Below are 19247 nucleotides of genomic sequence, written 5' to 3' on the forward strand. Positions count from 1 at the left end.
GAAGTCTGTGCGAAGCCCTTGGAAATGCCGGCCGCGCGGCTTGCGGGATTGGCCCGACGCCTTGACTCGGCCTTCCGGAATGTGAATGGAAAAGAAAACATAAGATGGGAGACCCCCGATGAGCGTAGCATTCACCTTCCCCGGCCAGGGCAGCCAGGCCGTCGGCATGGGCAAGGATCTCGCCGAAACCTTTCCGGAAGCGCGCGCCGTTTTCGCGGAAGTCGACGAGGCCCTCGGCCAGAACCTTTCCGCCATCATGTTCGAGGGACCGGAAGAGACGCTGACGCTGACGGCGAATGCCCAGCCGGCGCTGATGGCCGTCTCCATTGCCGTCATGCGCGTGCTCGAAGCGCGCGGCCTGTCGCTGAAGGATCAGGTCTCCTATGTCGCCGGCCATTCGCTCGGCGAATATTCCGCGCTCTGTGCCGCCGGCACTTTCTCGCTGGCCGATACCGCGCGCCTGCTGCGCATCCGCGGCAATGCCATGCAGTCGGCCGTGCCGGTGGGCGAGGGCGCCATGGCGGCGATCATCGGCCTGGAGCAGGCGGATGTCGAAGCCGTCTGCCAGGAAGCCTCCAAGGGCGGTTCCTGCCAGATCGCCAATGACAATGGCGGCGGCCAGCTCGTCATCTCCGGCTCCAAGCCCGCCGTCGAGGTCGCGGCCCGGCTCGCGACGGAGAAGGGCGCCAAGCGCGCGCTGATGCTCACCGTCTCCGCCCCCTTCCATTCGGCCCTGATGGCGCCCGCCGCCGACGCCATGCGCGAGGCGCTTGCCGGTGTTACGGCCAAGGCCCCGGTCGTGCCGGTCGTCGCCAATGTGCGTGCGGCGCCGGTCAGCGATCCCCAGGACATCATCCGCTTGCTCGTCGAGCAGGTCACCGGCCAGGTGCGCTGGCGCGAGACGGTCGAATGGTTCGCGAAGAACGACGTCACCACGCTTTATGAAGTGGGCTCGGGCAAAGTCCTGACCGGCCTCGCACGCCGCATCGACAAGTCCGTCACCGGCATCGCCATCAACACCCCCGCCGATATCGACAGCGCGCTCGCCGCGCTCATCGGCTGATCTCTCTTTAAAGGAGCGCAACCATGCTTGATCTTACCGGCCGCAAGGCCCTCGTTACCGGCGCGTCCGGCGGCATCGGCGAAGAGATCGCCCGCATCCTCCACGCCCAGGGTGCCATCGTCGGCCTGCACGGCACGCGCGTCGAGAAGCTCGAAACGCTCGCCAACGAACTTGGCGAGCGCGTGCATATCTTCCCGGCCAACCTCTCCGACCGCGCCGAGGTGAAGGCGCTGGGCGAGAAGGCGGAAGCCGAGCTCGGCGGCGTCGATATCCTCGTCAACAATGCCGGCATCACCAAGGACGGCCTGTTTGTGCGCATGAGCGATGACGACTGGGATGCGGTTCTCGAAGTGAACCTGACGGCGGTCTTCCGCCTGACGCGCGAGCTCACCCACCCGATGATGCGCCGCCGTTACGGCCGCATCATCAACATCACGTCGGTCGTCGGTGTCACCGGCAATCCGGGCCAGGCTAACTATTGCGCCGCCAAGGCCGGCATGATCGGCTTCACCAAGTCGCTGGCCGCCGAGATCGCCACCCGCAACGTGACGGTCAACTGCGTCGCCCCCGGCTTCATCGAAAGTGCGATGACCGGCAAGCTGAACGACAAGCAGAAGGACGCCATCATGGGCGCCATCCCCATGAAGCGCATGGGCACCGGGGCGGAAGTCGCCTCGGCCGTCGCCTTCCTTGCCTCGTCGGAAGCCTCCTACATGACGGGCCAGACGCTGCATGTGAACGGCGGCATGGCGATGATCTGACGAGGGGCAAAGCGCCCGGTCAACCAGCTGAAATTGCATGTTGACCGCCGGAGCCCCAGCCATTTTCGCACTTTGCGACAGACATAAACCGTGTTAATCGGGCCATGACTGTCAGCAGTCGACCGTGAAATGCCTGCGCGTTCAGGCGGTACAAAACAGTATCGCCAATGCCGCATTGCCGGTTGAAGGGATTGCCGGATGTGTTCTTGAGGCACATCGGGCGTGTTGAGTGTCCGGTGCCGTGACAGGCGCCGATCAAAAACAAAGGTCGAGGAATCCGACATGAGCGACGTAGCAGAACGCGTAAAGAAAATTGTCATTGATCATCTGGGTGTTGACGCCGAAAAGGTCAGCGAAGGCGCAAGCTTCATCGATGATCTTGGCGCGGACTCGCTCGACACCGTCGAACTGGTCATGGCGTTCGAAGAAGAATTCGGCGTCGAGATCCCGGACGATGCTGCGGACTCGATCCTGACGGTCGGCGACGCGGTCAAGTTCATCGAGAAGGCCCAGGCCTGATCTGACTTCCGGCGGGCCGCTTTGTGCGGCCCGTCCCGGTCTCCCGCGGGAGGCCGCACCTCCTCGTCGAGGCGATAAAGATAAAAGCAGGTAGGGTGGATCACGAACGATGAGGCGTGTCGTTATCACGGGGACCGGCATGGTATCCCCGCTCGGCTGTGGCACTGAAATCAGCTGGACCAGGCTTCTCGAAGGCCGTAGCGGCGCAGCCAGGGTCACCACTTTCGAGGTCGAGGACCTTCCCGCAAAGATTGCCTGTTCCATCCCGCTGGGTGATGGCACCGATGGCACCTACAATCCTGACCAGTGGATGGAGCAGAAGGAACGCCGCAAGGTCGATCCCTTCATCGTCTACGCCGTCGCTGCCGCCGACATGGCGCTTGCCGACGCCGGCTGGCATCCCAAGACCAACGAAGACCAGATCGCGACCGGCGTGCTCATCGGTTCAGGCATCGGCGGCCTCGAAGGCATCGTCGAGGCGGGCTACACGCTGCGCGACAAGGGTCCGCGCCGCGTCTCGCCCTTCTTCATTCCCGGCCGCCTGATCAACCTCGCTTCCGGCCAGGTCTCGATCAAGCACAAGCTGCGCGGCCCCAATCATTCCGTCGTGACCGCCTGTTCGACCGGCGCGCACGCCATCGGCGATGCCAGCCGCCTGATCGCGCTCGGCGACGCCGACGTGATGGTGGCGGGCGGCGCCGAATCGCCGATCTGCCGCATCGCGCTCGCGGGCTTTGCCGCCTGCAAGGCGCTCTCGACCGAACGCAACGACGACCCGACCGCCGCCTCCCGGCCCTATGACCGCGACCGCGACGGCTTCGTCATGGGCGAGGGCGCCGGTGTCGTCATCCTCGAAGAGCTGGAACACGCCAAGGCGCGCGGCGCGAAGATCTATGCCGAAGTCGTCGGCTACGGCCTGTCCGGCGACGCCTTCCACATCACGGCACCGGCCGAAGACGGCGACGGCGCCTATCGCTGCATGCAGATGGCGTTGAAGCGCGCCGGCATTCCGGCAAGCGAGCTCGACTACATCAACGCGCACGGCACCTCCACCATGGCCGACACGATCGAGCTCGGCGCCGTCGAGCGCCTGGTCGGCGATTCTGCCCCCCGCGTCTCCATGTCGTCCACCAAGTCGGCGATCGGGCATCTGCTCGGGGCCGCCGGTGCGGTCGAGGCGATCTTCACGGCGCTGGCGATCCGCGACAACATCGCGCCGCCGACGCTGAACCTCGACAATCCCGACGTCGAGACGGCGATCGACCTGGTGCCGCACAAGGCGCGCAAGCGCGAGATCAACGTGGCGCTGTCCAACTCGTTCGGCTTCGGCGGAACGAATGCGTCCATCGTTTTGAAGCGATACGCCTGATTCCGGGGATAAAAACCCGGCACGCCACACACCCGAATGCGAAGAGCGGGGTCGATCCTGCTTTTGCCGTATTGCTCTGTTGGAAGACGTCTACAGCGCCGCGCGTCCGTCATGATGCGTAAACCACGCCGTAGCATTTTTTAAATTTCTGCATGATTCGTGAAATCGACGTGGATTTGGCGAATGATGCAGGGGCAATGCCCGAACATGAGGACAGTCCGTGAGCGACACGAACGATTCCGGCGAGACGCAGTTTGGCCGCGGCGAGGCATCCGGCCAGCCGCGCATCATTCCCAAGTCCGCCAGCGAGGCCCTTCGGCCGGAACAGGTGCCGCAGCCGCCGAGCCGCAAGCGCTCGCGCAAGGCCCGCAGCCAGATCGTCATCTTCCTGAATTTTGTCATGACCGTGGTCGTCTTCGCGTCGATCATCGGCATCGGCGTGTTCTATTACGGCGTGAAGAGCTACGAGGAGCCGGGTCCGCTCACCGCCAACACGAACTTCATCGTGCGTGCCGGCGCCGGCACGAACGAGATCGCGGCCAACCTCGAACGCAACAATGTCATCAGCGACAGCCGCGTCTTCCGCGTGCTCTCCCGCGTCTATCTCGACGGTGACACGCTGAAGGCCGGCGAATACGAGATCAAGGCCGGCGCCACGATGCGCGAGATCGTCGAACTTTTGAAGTCCGGCAAGTCGATCCTCTATTCCGTCTCCGTGCCGGAGGGCCTGACGGTCAAGCAGGTGTTCAAGCGCCTGACCGACGACCCAGTGCTCGAAGGCGACCTGCCGGCCGAGCTTCCCGCCGAAGGCTCGCTGATGCCCGATACCTACAAGTTCTCGCGCGGCACAAAGCGTGCCGATATCCTGCACCAGATGCAGGATGCGCAGAAGGCGCTGATCGACCAGATCTGGGAGCGCCGCGACGACGACCTGCCGGTCGCCACGCGCGAGGAATTCGTGACGCTTGCCTCGATCGTCGAGAAGGAGACGGGCAGGGCCGACGAGCGCCCGCGCGTCGCCTCGGTCTTCCTGAACCGGCTGGAAAAGGGCATGCGCCTGCAGTCCGACCCGACGATCATCTATGGCATCTTCGGCGGCGACGGTAAGCCGGCGGACCGCCCGATCTTCCAGTCGGATCTCGAAAAGCAGACGCCGTTCAACACCTACATCATCAAGGGCCTGCCGCCGACGCCGATCGCCAATCCCGGCCGCGCGGCGCTTGAGGCCGTGGCAAACCCGTCGCGCACCCCGGACCTCTACTTTGTCGCCGACGGCACCGGCGGGCACGTCTTTGCCGAGACGCTTGACGAGCACAACCAGAACGTCCGCCGCTGGCGCAAGCTGGAAGCGGAGAAGGCGGCAGAGGCTGCGAAAGAGGCGGAAGCGGCCGGCTCCCAGTAAAAGGGGCCGGTGGGCGACCGGGCGATGCCTTTGATGTGGATCGCCGCGCGATCCGCCGGCTTGGCCGTTTCCAACCCCGGCAAACTGCTTCACTTTGAGCGCGTGATTCCGTGCGAGGCCCCTCGCGCGGTTTCGGCGCAGCTGTTGGCGAACCCCGGCGGGCGCCAGGGGAGGACGACATGACATTGCAATCGATGACCGGCTTTGCGCGGGTCGAGGGAACCAGCGGGCGCACTCGCTGGGCGTGGGAGCTGCGCTCGGTCAACGGCAAGGGCCTCGACCTCAGGCTCCGCATGCCGCCCGGTTTCGAGGCCATGGAGGCCGATATACGGCGCCTAGCCGGCGAAGCGTTTTCGCGCGGCAATCTCCAGATCGGCCTTGCCGTCAGCGTCAGCGAGCCGCAGATCGAGGCGGTGGTGAACCAGGGCGCGCTCTCCGCGGTGCTGGCGTTGCGCGACCAGCTTGCCGGCATCGTCGATCCCGCCCCCCTCAAGCTCGACACGCTGCTGGCGGTGCGCGGCATCGTCGATTTCCGCGAGGCCGAGGAGAGCGAGACGGAGCGCGCGGTGCGCGACGGCGATATCCGCGCGGGCTTTGCCGAGGCGATCCGCTGTCTTGCCGACATGCGCGCGAGCGAGGGCACGGCGCTTGCCGGCGTGCTGCTCGGTCAGGTCGCCCGCATCGAGGCGCTGACCGCCGTGGTCGAGGCCGATCCGTCGCGCAGCGTCGCGGCGATTGCCGAGCGGCTTTCGGGACAGGTGGCGCTGCTCATGCAGGGCACGACGGCGCTCGATCGCGACCGGCTGCACCAGGAGGCCGCCCTCATCGCCACCAAGGCGGATCTGCGCGAGGAGATCGACCGGTTGAAGGCGCATGTCGCGGCGGCGCGCGAACTTCTGGCGCAAGGCGGGCCGGTCGGCCGCAAGCTCGATTTTCTCGCACAGGAATTTAACCGGGAATCGAATACGATCTGTTCCAAGTCGAACGCCGCTGCTGTAACGGCTGCAGGTATCGAGCTGAAGGTCGTCATCGATCAGTTCAGGGAACAGGTCCAGAATCTGGAGTAGGCCATGGCCGAGCCGTCGAAACATATCCAAATCGAACGCCGCGGGCTCATGCTCGTCATCTCCTCGCCATCGGGCGCCGGCAAGTCGACGATCGCGCGCAACCTGCTGGAGGCCGATCCGGGCCTGAGCCTGTCGGTCAGCGTCACCACGCGCCAGCGCCGCGCGAGCGAAATCGCCGGCCGGCACTATCATTTCATCAACCACAAGGAATTCGAGCGCCTGCGCGACAGTGACGCGCTGCTCGAATGGGCCGAGGTGCACGGCAATTTCTACGGCACGCCGCGCGAGCCGGTGGAAGAGGCGATGTCCGTCGGCCGCGACATGCTGTTCGACATCGACTGGCAGGGCGCCCAGCAGCTCCAGGAAAAGATGCCGGCCGACGTCGTCTCGATCTTCATCCTGCCGCCCTCGATGACCGAACTGCAATCGCGCCTGCACCGCCGCGCCGAGGATACCGAGGAGGTCATCCAGACGCGCCTTGCCAATTCCTGCGCGGAAATCGAGCACTGGCGCGAATACGACTACGTCATCCTCAACGACGACCTCTCCGTCGCCTTCGACGCGGTGCAGAGCATCGTGAAGGCCGAACGCCTGAGGCGCGATCGGCGGCATGGGCTGTTCGAGTTCGTGACGAAGCTGGTGACGGAGAAGCCGGTTCTTTAGGCGGTAGCAAAGCCGGCGGAGCGATACCCCCCTCTGCCCTACCGGGCATCTCCCCCTCAAGGGGGGAGATCGGCAAGGAGCGAAAACCTTGCTCAATCAGCAACGCTGGAGATAGGCGAAACGGTGCCCCATCCAATCTCCCCCCTTGAGGGGGAGATGCCCGGCAGGGCAGAGGGGGGTAGCTACGAATGCGACCTCAGAGCGCGTTCGCCAGCCGCACAAACTCTTCCACGCTCAGCGTCTCCGCCCGCCGCTGCGGATCGATCTCGGCGCGGGCCAGCAGCGCCTCGCCGCCGAGGGATTTGACGCTCTGGCGCAGCATCTTGCGGCGCTGGCCGAAGGCGGCATGGGTGACGCGCTCCAGCTTGGCCACGTCGCAGGGCAGCGGGTTGGCGATGGGCTCCAGATGCACCACGGAGGAGGTCACCTTCGGCGGTGGCGTGAAGGCCTGGGGCGGCACGTCGAAGGCCATGCGGGCGCCGGTGCGCCAGCCACAGAGCACGCCGAGCCGGCCATAGTGGTCGTCGCTCTCATCCGCCACGATGCGCAGGCCCACCTCGCGCTGGAACATCAGCGTCAGCGAATCCCAGAACGGCGGCCAGGCCTTCGGCAAGAGCCAGTTGACGAGCAGCTGCGTGCCGACATTGTAGGGCAGGTTGGCGATGATGCGCACCGGCTCGCCGGGCGCCAGCGCCTCGAAATCCGTCTTCAGCGCGTCGCCTTCGATGACCGTCAGCCGGCCCGGATAATGCTCGGAAACTTCCGCCAGCGCCGGCAGGCAGCGCGCGTCGCGCTCGATGGCGATCACGCGCCTGGCGCCGAGCGCGAGGATGGCGCGTGTCAGCCCGCCCGGTCCCGGGCCGACCTCGATCACGGTATGACCCTCGATGGGGCCGGCGGTGCGGGCGATCTTCTGCGTCAGGTTGAGGTCGAGCAGAAAATTCTGGCCGAGCGCCTTCTTCGCGTCGAGCCCGTGGCGCTGGATGACGTCGCGCAGCGGCGGCAGTCCGTCGAGTGCCGCCATCACGCGGTCCTTTCGTGCATGGCGAGGTCATAGGCGAGCCGGAGCGCTGCCAGCAGGCTGTCCGGCCGGGCAATGCCCTTGCCGGCGATGGCGAAGGCGGTGCCATGGTCCGGCGAGGTGCGGATGAAGGGCAGGCCGAGCGTCGCATTGACGGAATCGTCGAAGCCGAGCGCCTTGGCGGGGATGAGCGCCTGGTCGTGATACATGCAGAGCGCCACGTCATAAGTGGCCCGCGCGGCATCGTGGAACATCGTATCGGCCGGCAACGGCCCGACGGCGTCGATGCCGGCGGCCTTCAGCCGCTCCACGGCCGGGCGCACGATCGCGTCGTCCTCCAGGCCGAGCGCCCCGCCTTCGCCGGCATGCGGGTTGAGGCCGGCAATGGCAAGGCGCGGGCGCGCAATGCCGAAACGCTGGCGCAGGTCCCGTTCGGTGATGACGGCGGTCTCGACGATCAGCTCTTCCGTCAGCGCTGCGGGAACGTCCTTTAGCGGGATGTGGATCGTCACGGGCACGCTGCGCAGCTTCGGTCCGGCAAGCAGCATGACGGGCAGCGCCGGCTTGCCGGTGGCCTTGGCCGCGATGTTGGCGAGGAATTCCGTATGGCCGGGGAAACCGAAGCCGGCATCGTAGAGCACGGCCTTGGCGATGGGGTTCGTCACGACGGCGGATGTGCGTCCGGCAAATGTGAGCGCAACCGCCGTCTCGATCGCGCCGGTGATGGCGGCGGCATTCTTAGAGCTGGGCGCGCCGGGCACGACGGCGGTCGCGCAGTCACAGGCAAGAACCGGCAGGGCATCGGGGAAGAGGGTGGCTGCCGTCTCCGGCTCCGCCGCAGCAATAGCGACGTCGAGGCCGAGCAGGGCTGCGCGCTCGCGCAAAACGCGGGCATCGCCGATGAACAGGAAGGGCGGCAGAGAAAGCGTCTTGCGGGCCGACCACAGCGCGAGCGTGATATCCGGCCCGATCCCCGCCGGATCGCCCATGGTGAGCGCCAGCGGAGGAATGTTCGTCGTCGTCATGGGACCTGCCGTCAGCGGGTTGGAGAGAGCGGACCGGCCGGAAGCTTACGGCCGAGACATCAGCGTTCGGTGATCGTCGCCTTCTTGCGCAGTTCGGCGAGGTACTTCTTGCTGTTCTCGTCGTTCTCGTTGCCGTTCGACTTGGCGAGGTCTTCCGCGCGGAACACCATTTCGGCGGCCACGTCGTCGTTGACTTCACGCTTCTTGCAGATCGCGAGATATTCCACGCCGCGTTCGGTGACGCGCGTGCCGGTCGTCAGGCCGTCGGCCTTTTCGACGAGCGGCTTCCAGTCTTCCGGCATTTCCGGGGCGAGCACGCGGCCGAGGTCGCGGATCGACACGTCGAGCATCGTGGCGGCGAAAACCTTTGCCTGGTCGCAGCCCGGGAATTTCGAGCGCGAGGCTTCCGCCTCCGCCTTGCGCTTGCCGAGAATGGCGTTGCGGCGCTTTTCCGGCACGACGAAGATGACCTGCTTGAGGAAATATTCCGTCGTCACCGGCTTCTTGCCGCCGTTTGCCTGCATGCGCTCGACGAGCGTCTTGCCGGTGGCGGTGCCGCTGTAACGAGCGTTGACCACGCGCGGCCAGCTCATCTGCACGGCGATATATTGCTTGAAATGCTCGACGCCGACGCCGGCGCGGTCGAGGACCTGGCCGAGCTGCTGGGTCGTCATCTTGTTCGAAGAGGCAAAACGCGCATAGGCTGCTTCGACGTCCGAGCTGCTGACGGAGTTGCGCACGCGCAGGATTTCCGTGCGCTTCAGCGCGTCCTCGATCATCTGCTCGCGGGCCATGGCGCGAAGGTTGCCCTTGGCGCGCTGCAGCCTGAGGAAGGCGGCGCGGCGCTCGATCTCGCCGGAGGTCACCGGCATGTTGTTGACGACAGCCACGACGGAGCTTGCCGCCTGAACGGTGCCGACCGGGGCCGCGATTGTCACGGCGGCGGCAAGTGCCACGCCCATCATCATGGAGCGCACCAGAGATTGTCTGCCCATCATGCCAGTCCCTTTCCCAAACCCATTGCCGCGTCCACCGGTGTCATCCGTGCGGGCGCGCCTCCCATGCGGAAGGCGTTCACCAGCGGGCGCTCTCCCGGATGTGCATAATACATGCGGCCAAACGATGACAAGAGCGGCCGCGCGGCCTATTCGAAGCCCGTCAGCGTCGTATCGCCGACATTGATGTCGCCGAGCGTGCGGAACATCAGCCGCGCGCCGATCGACCAGTCGTTCGCCGTCGTGCCGGACTTGTCGCGCGTCTGCTCGTAGACGACCGAGAAGACCGTGTCGCGATCGTCGTAGGAGAAGCCGAAGCCGTTGCGCGAGAGGCTCTGGCGGTTGATGTCGTAGGTCAGCGACCCGAACACCGACCAGTAGTTCTCGAACTTGAAGGCCGCGGCGCTCTGGATTTCGCTGGCATTCTCCGTCAGGCCGTAAAGCGTCTGTGCGGCGATGCGCGTATAGGTGACTTCGGTCTCGAAGCGGGCGCCATCGAAGCGCACCGACGTGTCCGAGCGGCGCAGCGACAGGTCGTTCTTGTCGAGGCGGGCGCTATGGGCGACCGAAAGGCCGTTCGGCAGGTCGAAGCCGGCCATGCCGACATAGTCCGACGTATCCCGTTCGAGGCCGGAATTGGCACCGGCATTCACGAGGTCCGGCGTCGCGAAGGAATTGACGCCGCCGAGATGGAAGGACTGGCCGACGATCGAGCGCAGACGCACGCCATTGTCGAAGGTGCCGGTATAGCGCAGGCCGATGTTGGCGCGCGAGCCGCCCTCGATGCGGTCGAAGCCGGAGAACTTGTCGCGTTCGAAGAGGTTCGTCGCGTCAAAGACGAAGCTTTGCGCGTCTTCGTTCGGCAAGCCGCCCGGATAATCTTCGTCCGGGCGCAGGTAGATCTGCGCGATCGGCTCGAAGAGGTGGGTGCTGGTGTCGGTCGTCGCCAGGATCGGGTAGCGCGCCTCGAGGCCGGCGGTCAGCATCGAGCGGGTCGCGCTGCTGTCGTCCTCGTAGATGCCGGCATAGGCGAGACCGGGGTCATTCATGTCGAGGCGGTGGATATCGCCGCGGGCCGCGAGCAGGGGCGTCAGCACGAGGCCGCCGGGTACGACGAACTGGCGCTTCCATTCGAGTTCGCTGGTCAGACGCGTCGTGCCGCCGGCAAGCCCGCGGAACCGCTCGTTGCCGCGCACGCTGTACCGGTCGGAGAGGTCGCGCTCGATATTGGTGATGTTCGTGGTGATCGACAGCTCGCCGCCGAGGACCGGCTGCGGCGCGATATATTCGTAGTCGAGTGTCTGGGCGATCGCCTGCTTGCGCTCCAGCCGGTCCTGCGGATCGGCATCCTGCACGTCGAAATAGAACGAGCGCATGTCGAAGACGTTGCGGCGGCCGAGACCGGTCAGGTAGACCTGATTGGTGTGGATGCGGTCTTCCAGGCCGTCCAGATCATAGGTGCGCGAAAAGTTGTTGTCGCTCTGCACCATGACATCCCAGCCGAAGGCCCAGCGGGGATTGATCTTGAAGCGGCCCTCGGAGGCGACCATGCCGCGGAAATCGTCGCGCCGGTCGCTTGTGCCGGCGGAAAACACGCCCGGGTTCCACTGGTCGATGCCGGCGGCGCGCAGCGTGATCTGGCCGTTGTGGAAGCGCTTGCGGAACTCCGCCTCGACGAGGAAACCCTGACGGGTCAAGACGCTCGGCGAGATCGTCGCGTCCATGTCGGGCGCGATCGCGAAATAATAGGGTGTCGTGATGCCGAGGCCGAGCTTCTGCTCGTAGCTGAACTGCGGGAACAGGAAGCCGCTCTTGCGCTTCACCGTATGGTCCGGCACTTCCAGCACGGGAATATAGGCGATCGGCCGGCCGAACATCTCGAAGCGCGCGCGCTCCAGCCGGATCGTCTTGGTGCGGCCGTTCTGCACGACGCGCTCGGCCTTTATCTGCCAGAGCGAGCGGTGCGTCGGGTCCGTGGCGCAGGGCGTGCAGGCGGTATAGACGGCGTGGTTGAGGATCATCTCCTCGCCGTTGACGCGCTCGCCGCTGGTCGCCGCCAGCTTGGTGAGGTCGGTTGTCTCGATGCGCAGGGCATTGACGAAGCCGTTGGCGAAATCATCCGACAGGTCCATCTGCTCGCCGTAGACGCGGTTGCCCGTCGGCTCGATGAGTTCGATATTGCCGAAGGCGGTCAGCCGGCCGGTCTTCTGATTGTATTCGACCTGGCGGGCGACGAGCTTGTAGCCGCCATAGTTGATCTGCACCGCGCCGCGGGCGATCACCTTTTCGGAGTCATTGTTATAGACGAGCTCGTTCGCCGCCAGAAGCAGCTTGGCGTCGTCCGGGATATTCGGTTCCATCGACTGGATGTCGGGTGCCTGCGCCCGGGCGGGGAGCGCGGAGGCGGGCACGATGGCGCACATGGCCGCACCTGCAAGCAGGGCGGCTCTCAACCACCTATTCGTTTTGCGGTCGCCTGCCGCCACTAGCCATCCTCCTGATGGAGAAGAATCGTCGCCCCTAACGACATTGCGACGACCACTGGGAGCCAGGCCGCAACGAACGGAGGTACAACACCGCTGCTTCCGAATGCTTTCACAAGCACGGTGACGACATAAAGCATGAAGCCTGACAGGATTCCACCCAGAATCACCGCACGCGATTGATTAAACCGGCTAAATTTCAATGATACACAGGCTGCGATCAGCGTCATGGCAACCAGGAGCAGTGGCAGCGAGAGCAGGGAATGGAACTGCGTTTCCATCGCGTCCGTGGGGAAACCGAAGGACTTTGCCGCCTCGATCTTGCGCCCAAGGCTCAAAAACGGAATGGATTCAGGCTTTTCGAGGCTCTCCTGGACGAATTCCCGTTTCAGGTTGGTACGCAGCTGTACCTCTTCGAGACGAACCGGCAACTCGCCGTTGCGCGTCTCGTGCACGTTCTTAAGAAGCCAGTAACCATCTTCCAAGGTTGCCGAATCGGCATCCTGGCGCAGCACGATGCGGCCGTCCGTATCGAAGTGGATGACGGTGACGTTCAACAGCCGCGTGCCCTCGTCGAGAACCGCCTTGGCGCCGATGATCGCCTGGTCGTCGCCATAGATCTGGCGCAGCCACGGCACGGCGTTTTCGGTGCGCGAGGCGTTCGCCGCGCCCCAGCTCGCTTCGAGCTCCACGGCCTTCCTGCTGCTCCAGGCCGCAATCGGGTTGATGGCGAGAACGGCGAGCACGCCGAACAGGAAGGAGCCGATGATGAAGGGGCGCAGGAACTGCCAGACCGAAATGCCCGCCGCCCGCGTGACGACCAGCTCGTAGCGACGGTTGAGCGAGATCAGCGAGGCCATGCCGGCAAAGAGCGCCACGAAGGGCACGGTCTGCATCAGGATCGTCGGGATGCGCAGCGCCGTCACCAGCAGGCCGCTGGTCAGCGTATAGCCGGGCAGGGCGCCGACGCGGTTCGACATTTCGCTGAAATCGATGATGAAGATCAAAGAGAAGATGCCGAGCAGGAACCAGACGGTGGTTACCGTGTAGCGGCGGAAGAAATAGAAGCCGAGTGTCGGGATCATGGCTGGCCGCTCCCGCCGGTCGACGCCGGGCCAGCCCGCCACCGATTGCCGATCTCGGTTAACCGCTCGCCGAGCGTAACGGGAATGTCGAGGCTCTTGTTGCGTCCGAGATAGCGGATCGCCAGTGCGGCGGTGACGCCGGGGATGAGATACATGATCGGTATGAAATAGGCGGAGTCTTCCGCATTGTTCGACGCATAGAAACTCGCCCAGCGCACGAAGAGGGCGGTGAGCAGCGCCGTGATCATCGGATGCACGCGGGCTTCGCGGTGCGAGCGCGCATCGCCGCTGACGACGAGCGCGATGAGGCCGAAGACGGCCGGGAAGAGCCATTCCGTGAAGCGGCGGTGGATTTCCGCGGTGAAGGCGCCCGGATTGCGCTGGTATTGCGGATCGTTCGGGTCCGGATCGAACAGATAGAAGAGGTCGCGGTCCTTCGCGCGGATATTCGTCTTGCCGACGCTCTGTGTCAGGTCCGCGAGATCGAAGGCATAGGAATCGAACTTGATGATCGAGACATTGCCGTCGGGCAGCTTGCGGTGCACCTCGCCGTCCTTCATCACCAGCGCCGAGCTGTTTTCGTCCACGGCGCCTTCGCGCGCATAATAGACGAGCTCGAAGCGCGGATCGCGCGTGTCGGCCACGAACAGGCCTTCCAGCACGCCGCCGTTGCGCCGCTCGGCCACCTGCACATAGAGGCCGTCGGTGATCTTGCGGAAGGTGTTTTCCTGTACGACGGAGGAGAGCATGTCGGCATGCGCCGTCGCGATCATCTTGCGCACGGCGGTGCGCGAATAGGGTTCGGCGAAATTGTCGACGACGAAGGACACCAGGCTCATCGCCACGGCCAGGATCATGACCGGCCGGATGATCGTCATGCGCGAGGCGCCGGCGGAGTTCAGCACCGTCAGCTCCGAATCGGCATTCATCACCGTCAGCGTCTGCGACACGCCGATGACGAGCGCGAAGGGCAGGATGATCGGGATGACGGAGGGGAGAATGAGCGTCGCGAGCCGGAGGAAGGCGAAGATCGACTGGCCGCTGTCGGTGACGAGGTTGATGCTGCCGAGCGCCTGCGTGACCCAGACGATGCCGAGCAGGGGCACGAGCGTGGCGACGAACATGAGCGACGCCCGCCGCAGGATATAGCGCTCGATCAATTTCATCGTTTCGTCCGCGTTTCCGACAGGCGGCTCCGGCTTCGTGCAGGGGCACCCCTCGGAACAGCCATGGGCATATAAGCTTTCTTCAGGCTGATGCCATAGCCGGGAGTCTCTCCGGCCCAGGAAAATTTATGGCGAACAAGCATGACTAACCATCTGTAAACAAGGTGCCGCATCTTGCCAAGCGCCGCAAAAGCGACAAGGAATTGATGAGATTGGCGGCCGTCTCTTATCGGACGACAGGCCCGCCGGCCACAGATTCGGAGTAAGTCATGGCTTCCAGATTCGACATCGGTTTCGCAAAGACGGCACGCGCCTCGGGCGGTCTTGCGATCCTCCTGCAGATTGCCGACCAGACGGCGGCCGGTCTCGGCGAGGTCGATCCGGAAGGCATCGTCACCCGCGCCGCGGGCGTGGCGAAATTCACCGGCAAGGCGCTGAAGACCCTCGACGTGCTGGCGCCGCACGGCGCCCCGGTCGATCGTATCCTGGTTCTCGGCCTCGGCGAGGCGGACAAGCTCGTCGCGCACGACTGGCTGAAGGCCGGTGGCGCCGCCGCCGGCAAGATCGGCCGCGCCGACAAGGCGACGATCTACCTCGATGCGCCGGGCGCCACGGTCACGGCGAAGAACGCCGCCGATTTCGCGCTCGGCATGCAGCTCGGCGCCTACAGCTTCGATATCTACAAGACGAAGAAGGGCGAGGACGACGACGCCAAGAACGGCAAGGCCGCCAAAGTGACGATCGTCACCGCCGCCGCCAGCGCCGCCAAGAAGGCGAACGACGTGTCCGACGCCGTTGCGGAGGGCGTGATTCTCGCCCGCAACCTCGTCAACGAGCCGGCCAACGTGCTCGGCCCGGTCGAATTCGCCGAAAAGGCCAAGGCGCTCGAAAAGCTTGGCGTCGAGGTGGAAATTCTTACCGAACGCGAGATGAAGCGGCTCGGCATGGGCGCGCTGCTCGGCGTCGCGCAGGGCTCCGTGCGCCCGCCGCGCCTGGCCGTCATGCACTGGAAGGGTGGCAAGGAGAAGGACCGGCCGATCGCCTTCATCGGCAAGGGTGTGGTCTTCGATACGGGCGGCATTTCCATCAAGCCGGCCGCCGGCATGGAGGACATGAAGGGCGACATGGGCGGTGCCGCCGCCGTCATCGGCCTCATGCACACGCTCGCCGCCCGCAAGGCAAAGGCGAACGTCGTCGGCATCCTCGGCCTTGTGGAAAACATGCCTGATGGCAACGCCCAGCGCCCCGGCGACATCGTCAAGTCCATGTCCGGCCAGACGATCGAGATCATCAACACGGATGCCGAAGGCCGCCTCGTTTTGTGCGATGCGCTCTGGTACTGCAACGAGACCTTCAAGCCGCAGTTCATGATCAACCTCGCGACGCTGACCGGCGCGATCATGGTGGCGCTCGGTAGTCATCATGCCGGCCTGTTCTCCAACGACGACACGCTCGCCGCACGCCTCACCGCGGCCGGCCTCTCGACGAACGAGCGCCTGTGGCGCATGCCGCTCGGCCGCGAATACGACAAGATGATCGACAGCAAGTTCGCCGACATGAAGAACACCGGCGGCCGTTATGCCGGCTCGATCACCGCTGCGCAGTTCCTGCACCGTTTCGTCAAGGAAACGCCCTGGGCGCATCTCGACATCGCCGGCACCGCCATGGGCTCGCCGACCGACGAGATCAACCAGTCCTGGGGTTCCGGCTTCGGCGTGCGCCTGCTCGATGAGCTGGTGCGCGCGAATTACGAAAGCTGAGGAGCGGGTGAGCGAAGTCCTCTTCTACCACCTGACCGAATCGAAGCTCGAGGACGCGCTGCCGCCGCTCCTCGACAAGAGCCTCGAACGCGGCTGGCGCGTCGTCGTGCAGACCGGCGACGCGGAGCGCCGCGATGCGCTCGACACGCATCTGTGGACCTTCCGCGAGGACAGTTTCCTGCCGCACGGCACCGACGAGCAGGCGTTTCCCGCCGAGCAGCCGGTGCTGCTGACCATGACGGCCGACAATGCCAACGCCGCCACCGTGCGCTTCCTCGTCGCCGGCGCCGAACCGCCGCCGCTCGATCCTTACGACCGCGTCATCTTCATGTTCGATGGCTACGACCAGGCGGAAGTCGAGACCGCGCGCGAGCACTGGAAGCGCCTGAAGGGCGAGGGGCACCAGCTTACCTATTGGCAGCAGAACAGCGACGGGCGCTGGCAGAAGAAGGCCTAGCGCGCGGCAAGCGCTGTATCGTAGGCCTGCTGTGCTTCCAGCACCGAATCCATGTGCCGTTCCGCCCAATGGGCGATGGCCGCGACAGTGTCCTTCAGCGTCTCGCCGAGTGGCGTCAGCGCATATTCCACTGTGACCGGCACGCTCGTATAGACGGTGCGCGAGACGAGCCCGTCGCGCTCCAGCTTCTTCAATGTCTGCGACAAGGCCTTCTGCGAGATGCCCTTGATGTCGCGCCGGAGGTGGTTGAAGCGCTTCGGGCCGGCCTGCACCTGGTCGAGAATCAGCAGCGCCCACTTGTCCGCGAGGCGATCGAGCACCTGCCGTGTCGGGCAGTTTTCCTCATAGATATCATAGATATAAGCCATTCGATCGTGACCTCGCATGCGGCACCCGGTTTCCAGCAGGGAACTACCTGACGGCAAAGTGCCTCCTTACGCCGCTTTCCATTCTTCATTATGTATCATTTCGGAAGTTGGTTTCCAATGGATACTTAGGAGATGACAATGGCTGGAAAGATTCTGGTTCTCGGCGCGACCGGCAATGTCGGCACGCCCCTCGTCAAGGCGCTCGTCGCAAAGGGTGAAAAGGTGAAGGCGGCATCGCGCTCGGGCAAGGTGGTCGCGGGCACGGAGGGCGTCGCCTTCGATTATGCCGACAAGGCGACCTTCGGCCCCGCCTTCGAGGGCGTCGACCGGGCCTATGTGATGCTGCCGGCAGGCTATGTGAACATCACGGAGCTGCTGCTGCCGGTGATCGAGGCGGTTGCCGCGCGCAAGGTGAAGGTGGTGTTCCAGAGCGTGTTCGGCGTGGATGCGGATGACAGCATTCCCTATCGCCAGGTCGAGATCGCGCTGGAAAAATCGGGCACGCCCTATGTCATCCTGCGGCCGAACTGGTTTGCCAACAATTTCCAGACCTACTGGAAGGCCGGCATCGACCACGGCACGATCGCGGTGCCGGCGGGCGAGGGCAAGTCGAGTTTTGTGGATACCCGCGACATTGCCGCGAGCGCCGCCGCCGTGCTCACCACCACGCAGTTCGACGGCAAGGCGTTCAACCTGACAGGGCCGGAGGCCTACAGCTATGGGGAAGCGGCAAAAATCCTGTCGGAAGCCATCGGCAAGCCGGTCGCCTATGAGGCCGTGGATGACGCGACCTTCGTCGGCATCCTGACGGGCGCCGGCGTTCCGGCGGACTACGCCAATTTCCTCGCCGCGATCTTCTATCCGGTGCGACAGGGCTGGACGGCAGCGGTTTCCGATGCCGTCGAGGTCCTGACCGGCCAAGCGCCACGGTCCCTCGTCACCTATGCGCGCGACAACGCGGCCGCGCTGAAGGCGTGACGACGGTCCGAGGGCGGCGACCTGCCGCCCTCGACGCCTATCTTAGTCGTGAAACGCCTCGACGAATTTGCGGCGGCCGAGCATGAAGGCGTCGGCGACGTGGCGGAGCGGCGCGAGGTCGACGTCGGATTTTCCGGCCTTCACGATCTCCGCGAAGCGCTTGTAGAGCATCGGATATTCCTGCTCCGGCTCCTCGTGCACCAGCTTGCCGTCGATGGAGAGTTTCGCGCCGCCCTCGGACAGAACCATCTCGCCGGCTTCGGTCTGCGCGACGATGTCCCAGCTCTGCTTGCCGGTCTGGCGCCAGTCGAAGTCGGCCTTGAGGTCGAGGCCCTTGGCGTCGGAGAAGGTGATCGCGGCGGCGATCGGCGCGTCGCGGTTTTCCGGGAATTCCAGCGTGGCGGCGGTGATGAAGACCGGGCGCGGCAGGATATGGGTGACGATGGAGAGCGCGTTGATGCCCGGATCGAAGACGCCGAGGCCGCCGGCCTGCCAGATCCAGTCCTGGTTCGGATGCCAGTGGCGCACGTCTTCCTTCCAGATCACCTGCATCGAGCGGATCGTCGTGCCGGCAAGGAAGCTTTTTGCTGCCTCGACGGCCGGTGCGTAACGCGAATGCCAGCTGGCAAAGAGCGAAACGCCCTTGGCGGCGGCGAGTGTTTCGAGGTCGGCGACTTCGGAGAGCGTCGCGCCCGGGGGTTTTTCGAGGAAGACATGTTTGCCCGCCGAAAGCGCCTTTTCCGCCGCCTCGTAGCGATATTGCGGCGGCATGCAGAGCGAGACGGCGTCGATATCAGGCACGGCCGCCAGCATCGCGTCGATCGACTTGAAATTGTCGATGCCGTCGACCGTGCCGTGGCGGCTTGCAGCGGCGATCAGCTTGTAATCGCTGTTCTTGGCGACGGCCGGGAGATGCTGGTCGCGCACGATCTTGCCGACGCCGACGATTGCGAGATTGATCGGGGACATGGCTCCACCCTCATTTGTATGATGATTTGGCGCTGTTGTAGCAGAACCTCGGTTCGGGGCAAGAGTGCCTCCGCGTCGGTGCTTGCCTATCCTTTG

18 protein-coding genes are annotated in these 19247 nt (G+C 64.8%); 10 read left to right on the top strand and 8 right to left on the bottom strand.

Annotated elements, in window-relative coordinates:
- Positions 1-118 precede the first annotated feature (118 nt).
- The 7 genes from fabD to gmk all read left to right on the top strand — a co-directional run bounded on the left by fabD (position 119) and on the right by gmk (position 6844).
- Entirely contained in the window at positions 119-1063 is a 945-nt protein-coding gene (fabD, locus tag AC1RWL_RS28425) for an ACP S-malonyltransferase (RefSeq protein WP_493096792.1), read from the top strand.
- Between the two features lie 23 nt (positions 1064-1086).
- Positions 1087-1824 (top strand): 3-oxoacyl-[acyl-carrier-protein] reductase, encoded by a 738-nt coding sequence (gene fabG / locus AC1RWL_RS28430; RefSeq protein ID WP_256118844.1) that lies wholly within the window; start codon positions 1087-1089, stop codon positions 1822-1824.
- 282 nt (positions 1825-2106) lie between these two features.
- The gene (locus AC1RWL_RS28435; RefSeq protein WP_018327362.1) at positions 2107-2343 is read left to right on the top strand and encodes an acyl carrier protein; all 237 of its coding nucleotides are present in this window, start codon (positions 2107-2109) and stop codon (positions 2341-2343) included.
- A gap of 109 nt (positions 2344-2452) precedes the next feature.
- Positions 2453-3712, top strand: coding sequence for a beta-ketoacyl-ACP synthase II (gene fabF, locus AC1RWL_RS28440; protein ID WP_435265199.1), 1260 nt, complete (start codon positions 2453-2455; stop codon positions 3710-3712).
- A 220-nt stretch (positions 3713-3932) separates the two neighbouring features.
- Positions 3933-5114, top strand: a complete 1182-nt coding sequence (mltG, locus tag AC1RWL_RS28445) for an endolytic transglycosylase MltG (RefSeq protein WP_256118846.1) — start codon at positions 3933-3935, stop codon at positions 5112-5114.
- Between the two features lie 179 nt (positions 5115-5293).
- Complete coding sequence (locus tag AC1RWL_RS28450) at positions 5294-6181, top strand: YicC/YloC family endoribonuclease (protein ID WP_493096793.1); 888 nt, start codon at positions 5294-5296, stop codon at positions 6179-6181.
- Between the two features lie 3 nt (positions 6182-6184).
- Complete coding sequence (gene gmk, locus AC1RWL_RS28455) at positions 6185-6844, top strand: guanylate kinase (RefSeq protein ID WP_256118848.1); 660 nt, start codon at positions 6185-6187, stop codon at positions 6842-6844.
- Positions 6845-7040: 196 nt separating this feature from the next.
- Here the strand turns inward: gmk and rsmA are convergent, their stop codons facing one another.
- The 6 genes from rsmA to lptF form a co-directional block, all read right to left on the bottom strand.
- On the bottom strand, positions 7041-7868 hold the full coding sequence (rsmA, locus tag AC1RWL_RS28460; protein ID WP_493096794.1) for a 16S rRNA (adenine(1518)-N(6)/adenine(1519)-N(6))-dimethyltransferase RsmA: 828 nt from the start codon (positions 7866-7868) through the stop codon (positions 7041-7043).
- Positions 7868-8890 (bottom strand): 4-hydroxythreonine-4-phosphate dehydrogenase PdxA, encoded by a 1023-nt coding sequence (pdxA, locus tag AC1RWL_RS28465; protein ID WP_493096795.1) that lies wholly within the window; start codon positions 8888-8890, stop codon positions 7868-7870. Before pdxA ends, rsmA begins: the two co-directional genes overlap by 1 nt.
- A gap of 59 nt (positions 8891-8949) precedes the next feature.
- Positions 8950-9888, bottom strand: coding sequence for a SurA N-terminal domain-containing protein (locus tag AC1RWL_RS28470; protein WP_493096796.1), 939 nt, complete (start codon positions 9886-9888; stop codon positions 8950-8952).
- A 146-nt stretch (positions 9889-10034) separates the two neighbouring features.
- Positions 10035-12371 carry an LPS-assembly protein LptD gene (locus tag AC1RWL_RS28475; RefSeq protein WP_493096797.1) on the bottom strand — a complete coding sequence of 779 codons (2337 nt, stop codon included), beginning with the start codon at positions 12369-12371 and terminating at the stop codon, positions 10035-10037.
- Positions 12371-13453 (bottom strand): LPS export ABC transporter permease LptG, encoded by a 1083-nt coding sequence (lptG, locus tag AC1RWL_RS28480; protein WP_439628335.1) that lies wholly within the window; start codon positions 13451-13453, stop codon positions 12371-12373. The genes AC1RWL_RS28475 and lptG overlap by 1 nt, the downstream gene beginning before the upstream one ends.
- On the bottom strand, positions 13450-14619 hold the full coding sequence (gene lptF / locus AC1RWL_RS28485) for an LPS export ABC transporter permease LptF (RefSeq protein WP_493096798.1): 1170 nt from the start codon (positions 14617-14619) through the stop codon (positions 13450-13452). Before lptF ends, lptG begins: the two co-directional genes overlap by 4 nt.
- A gap of 269 nt (positions 14620-14888) precedes the next feature.
- Here lptF and AC1RWL_RS28490 point away from each other — a divergent pair, with 269 nt between their 5' ends.
- Positions 14889-16379, top strand: coding sequence for a leucyl aminopeptidase (locus tag AC1RWL_RS28490; RefSeq protein WP_493096799.1), 1491 nt, complete (start codon positions 14889-14891; stop codon positions 16377-16379).
- A gap of 7 nt (positions 16380-16386) precedes the next feature.
- Positions 16387-16836: a DNA polymerase III subunit chi gene (locus AC1RWL_RS28495; protein WP_435265207.1), complete on the top strand. Its 450-nt coding sequence runs from the start codon at positions 16387-16389 to the stop codon at positions 16834-16836.
- Here AC1RWL_RS28495 and AC1RWL_RS28500 read toward each other — a convergent pair.
- Entirely contained in the window at positions 16833-17204 is a 372-nt protein-coding gene (locus tag AC1RWL_RS28500; RefSeq protein WP_493096800.1) for a winged helix-turn-helix transcriptional regulator, read from the bottom strand. The two genes, AC1RWL_RS28495 and AC1RWL_RS28500, sit on opposite strands and share 4 nt — an antisense overlap.
- Positions 17205-17342: 138 nt before the next feature.
- Between AC1RWL_RS28500 and AC1RWL_RS28505 the strand changes: the two genes are divergently transcribed.
- On the top strand, positions 17343-18182 hold the full coding sequence (locus tag AC1RWL_RS28505; RefSeq protein ID WP_493096801.1) for an SDR family oxidoreductase: 840 nt from the start codon (positions 17343-17345) through the stop codon (positions 18180-18182).
- Positions 18183-18224: 42 nt separating this feature from the next.
- On the opposite strand, the gene AC1RWL_RS28510 is transcribed toward AC1RWL_RS28505, so the two are convergent.
- The gene (locus AC1RWL_RS28510) at positions 18225-19151 is read right to left on the bottom strand and encodes a Gfo/Idh/MocA family protein (protein ID WP_493096802.1); all 927 of its coding nucleotides are present in this window, start codon (positions 19149-19151) and stop codon (positions 18225-18227) included.
- Between the last annotated feature and the right edge of the window lie 96 nt (positions 19152-19247).

The sequence above is a fragment of the Shinella sp. GW821-FHT10F02 genome, assembly GCF_058809275.1.

Excerpts from the sequence above, each read along its gene's own strand:
- fabD (WP_493096792.1), top strand. The coding sequence starts at position 119 with ATGAGCGTAGCATTCACCTTCCCCGGCCAGGGCAGCCAGGCCGTCGGC.
- fabG (WP_256118844.1), top strand. The coding sequence starts at position 1,087 with ATGCTTGATCTTACCGGCCGCAAGGCCCTCGTTACCGGCGCGTCCGGC.
- AC1RWL_RS28435 (WP_018327362.1), top strand. The coding sequence starts at position 2,107 with ATGAGCGACGTAGCAGAACGCGTAAAGAAAATTGTCATTGATCATCTG.
- fabF (WP_435265199.1), top strand. The coding sequence starts at position 2,453 with ATGAGGCGTGTCGTTATCACGGGGACCGGCATGGTATCCCCGCTCGGC.
- AC1RWL_RS28450 (WP_493096793.1), top strand. The coding sequence starts at position 5,294 with ATGACATTGCAATCGATGACCGGCTTTGCGCGGGTCGAGGGAACCAGC.
- gmk (WP_256118848.1), top strand. The coding sequence starts at position 6,185 with ATGGCCGAGCCGTCGAAACATATCCAAATCGAACGCCGCGGGCTCATG.
- rsmA (WP_493096794.1), bottom strand. The coding sequence starts at position 7,868 with ATGGCGGCACTCGACGGACTGCCGCCGCTGCGCGACGTCATCCAGCGC.
- pdxA (WP_493096795.1), bottom strand. The coding sequence starts at position 8,890 with ATGACGACGACGAACATTCCTCCGCTGGCGCTCACCATGGGCGATCCG.
- AC1RWL_RS28470 (WP_493096796.1), bottom strand. The coding sequence starts at position 9,888 with ATGATGGGCAGACAATCTCTGGTGCGCTCCATGATGATGGGCGTGGCA.
- lptG (WP_439628335.1), bottom strand. The coding sequence starts at position 13,453 with ATGATCCCGACACTCGGCTTCTATTTCTTCCGCCGCTACACGGTAACC.
- lptF (WP_493096798.1), bottom strand. The coding sequence starts at position 14,619 with ATGAAATTGATCGAGCGCTATATCCTGCGGCGGGCGTCGCTCATGTTC.
- AC1RWL_RS28490 (WP_493096799.1), top strand. The coding sequence starts at position 14,889 with ATGGCTTCCAGATTCGACATCGGTTTCGCAAAGACGGCACGCGCCTCG.
- AC1RWL_RS28500 (WP_493096800.1), bottom strand. The coding sequence starts at position 17,204 with ATGGCTTATATCTATGATATCTATGAGGAAAACTGCCCGACACGGCAG.
- AC1RWL_RS28505 (WP_493096801.1), top strand. The coding sequence starts at position 17,343 with ATGGCTGGAAAGATTCTGGTTCTCGGCGCGACCGGCAATGTCGGCACG.
- AC1RWL_RS28510 (WP_493096802.1), bottom strand. The coding sequence starts at position 19,151 with ATGTCCCCGATCAATCTCGCAATCGTCGGCGTCGGCAAGATCGTGCGC.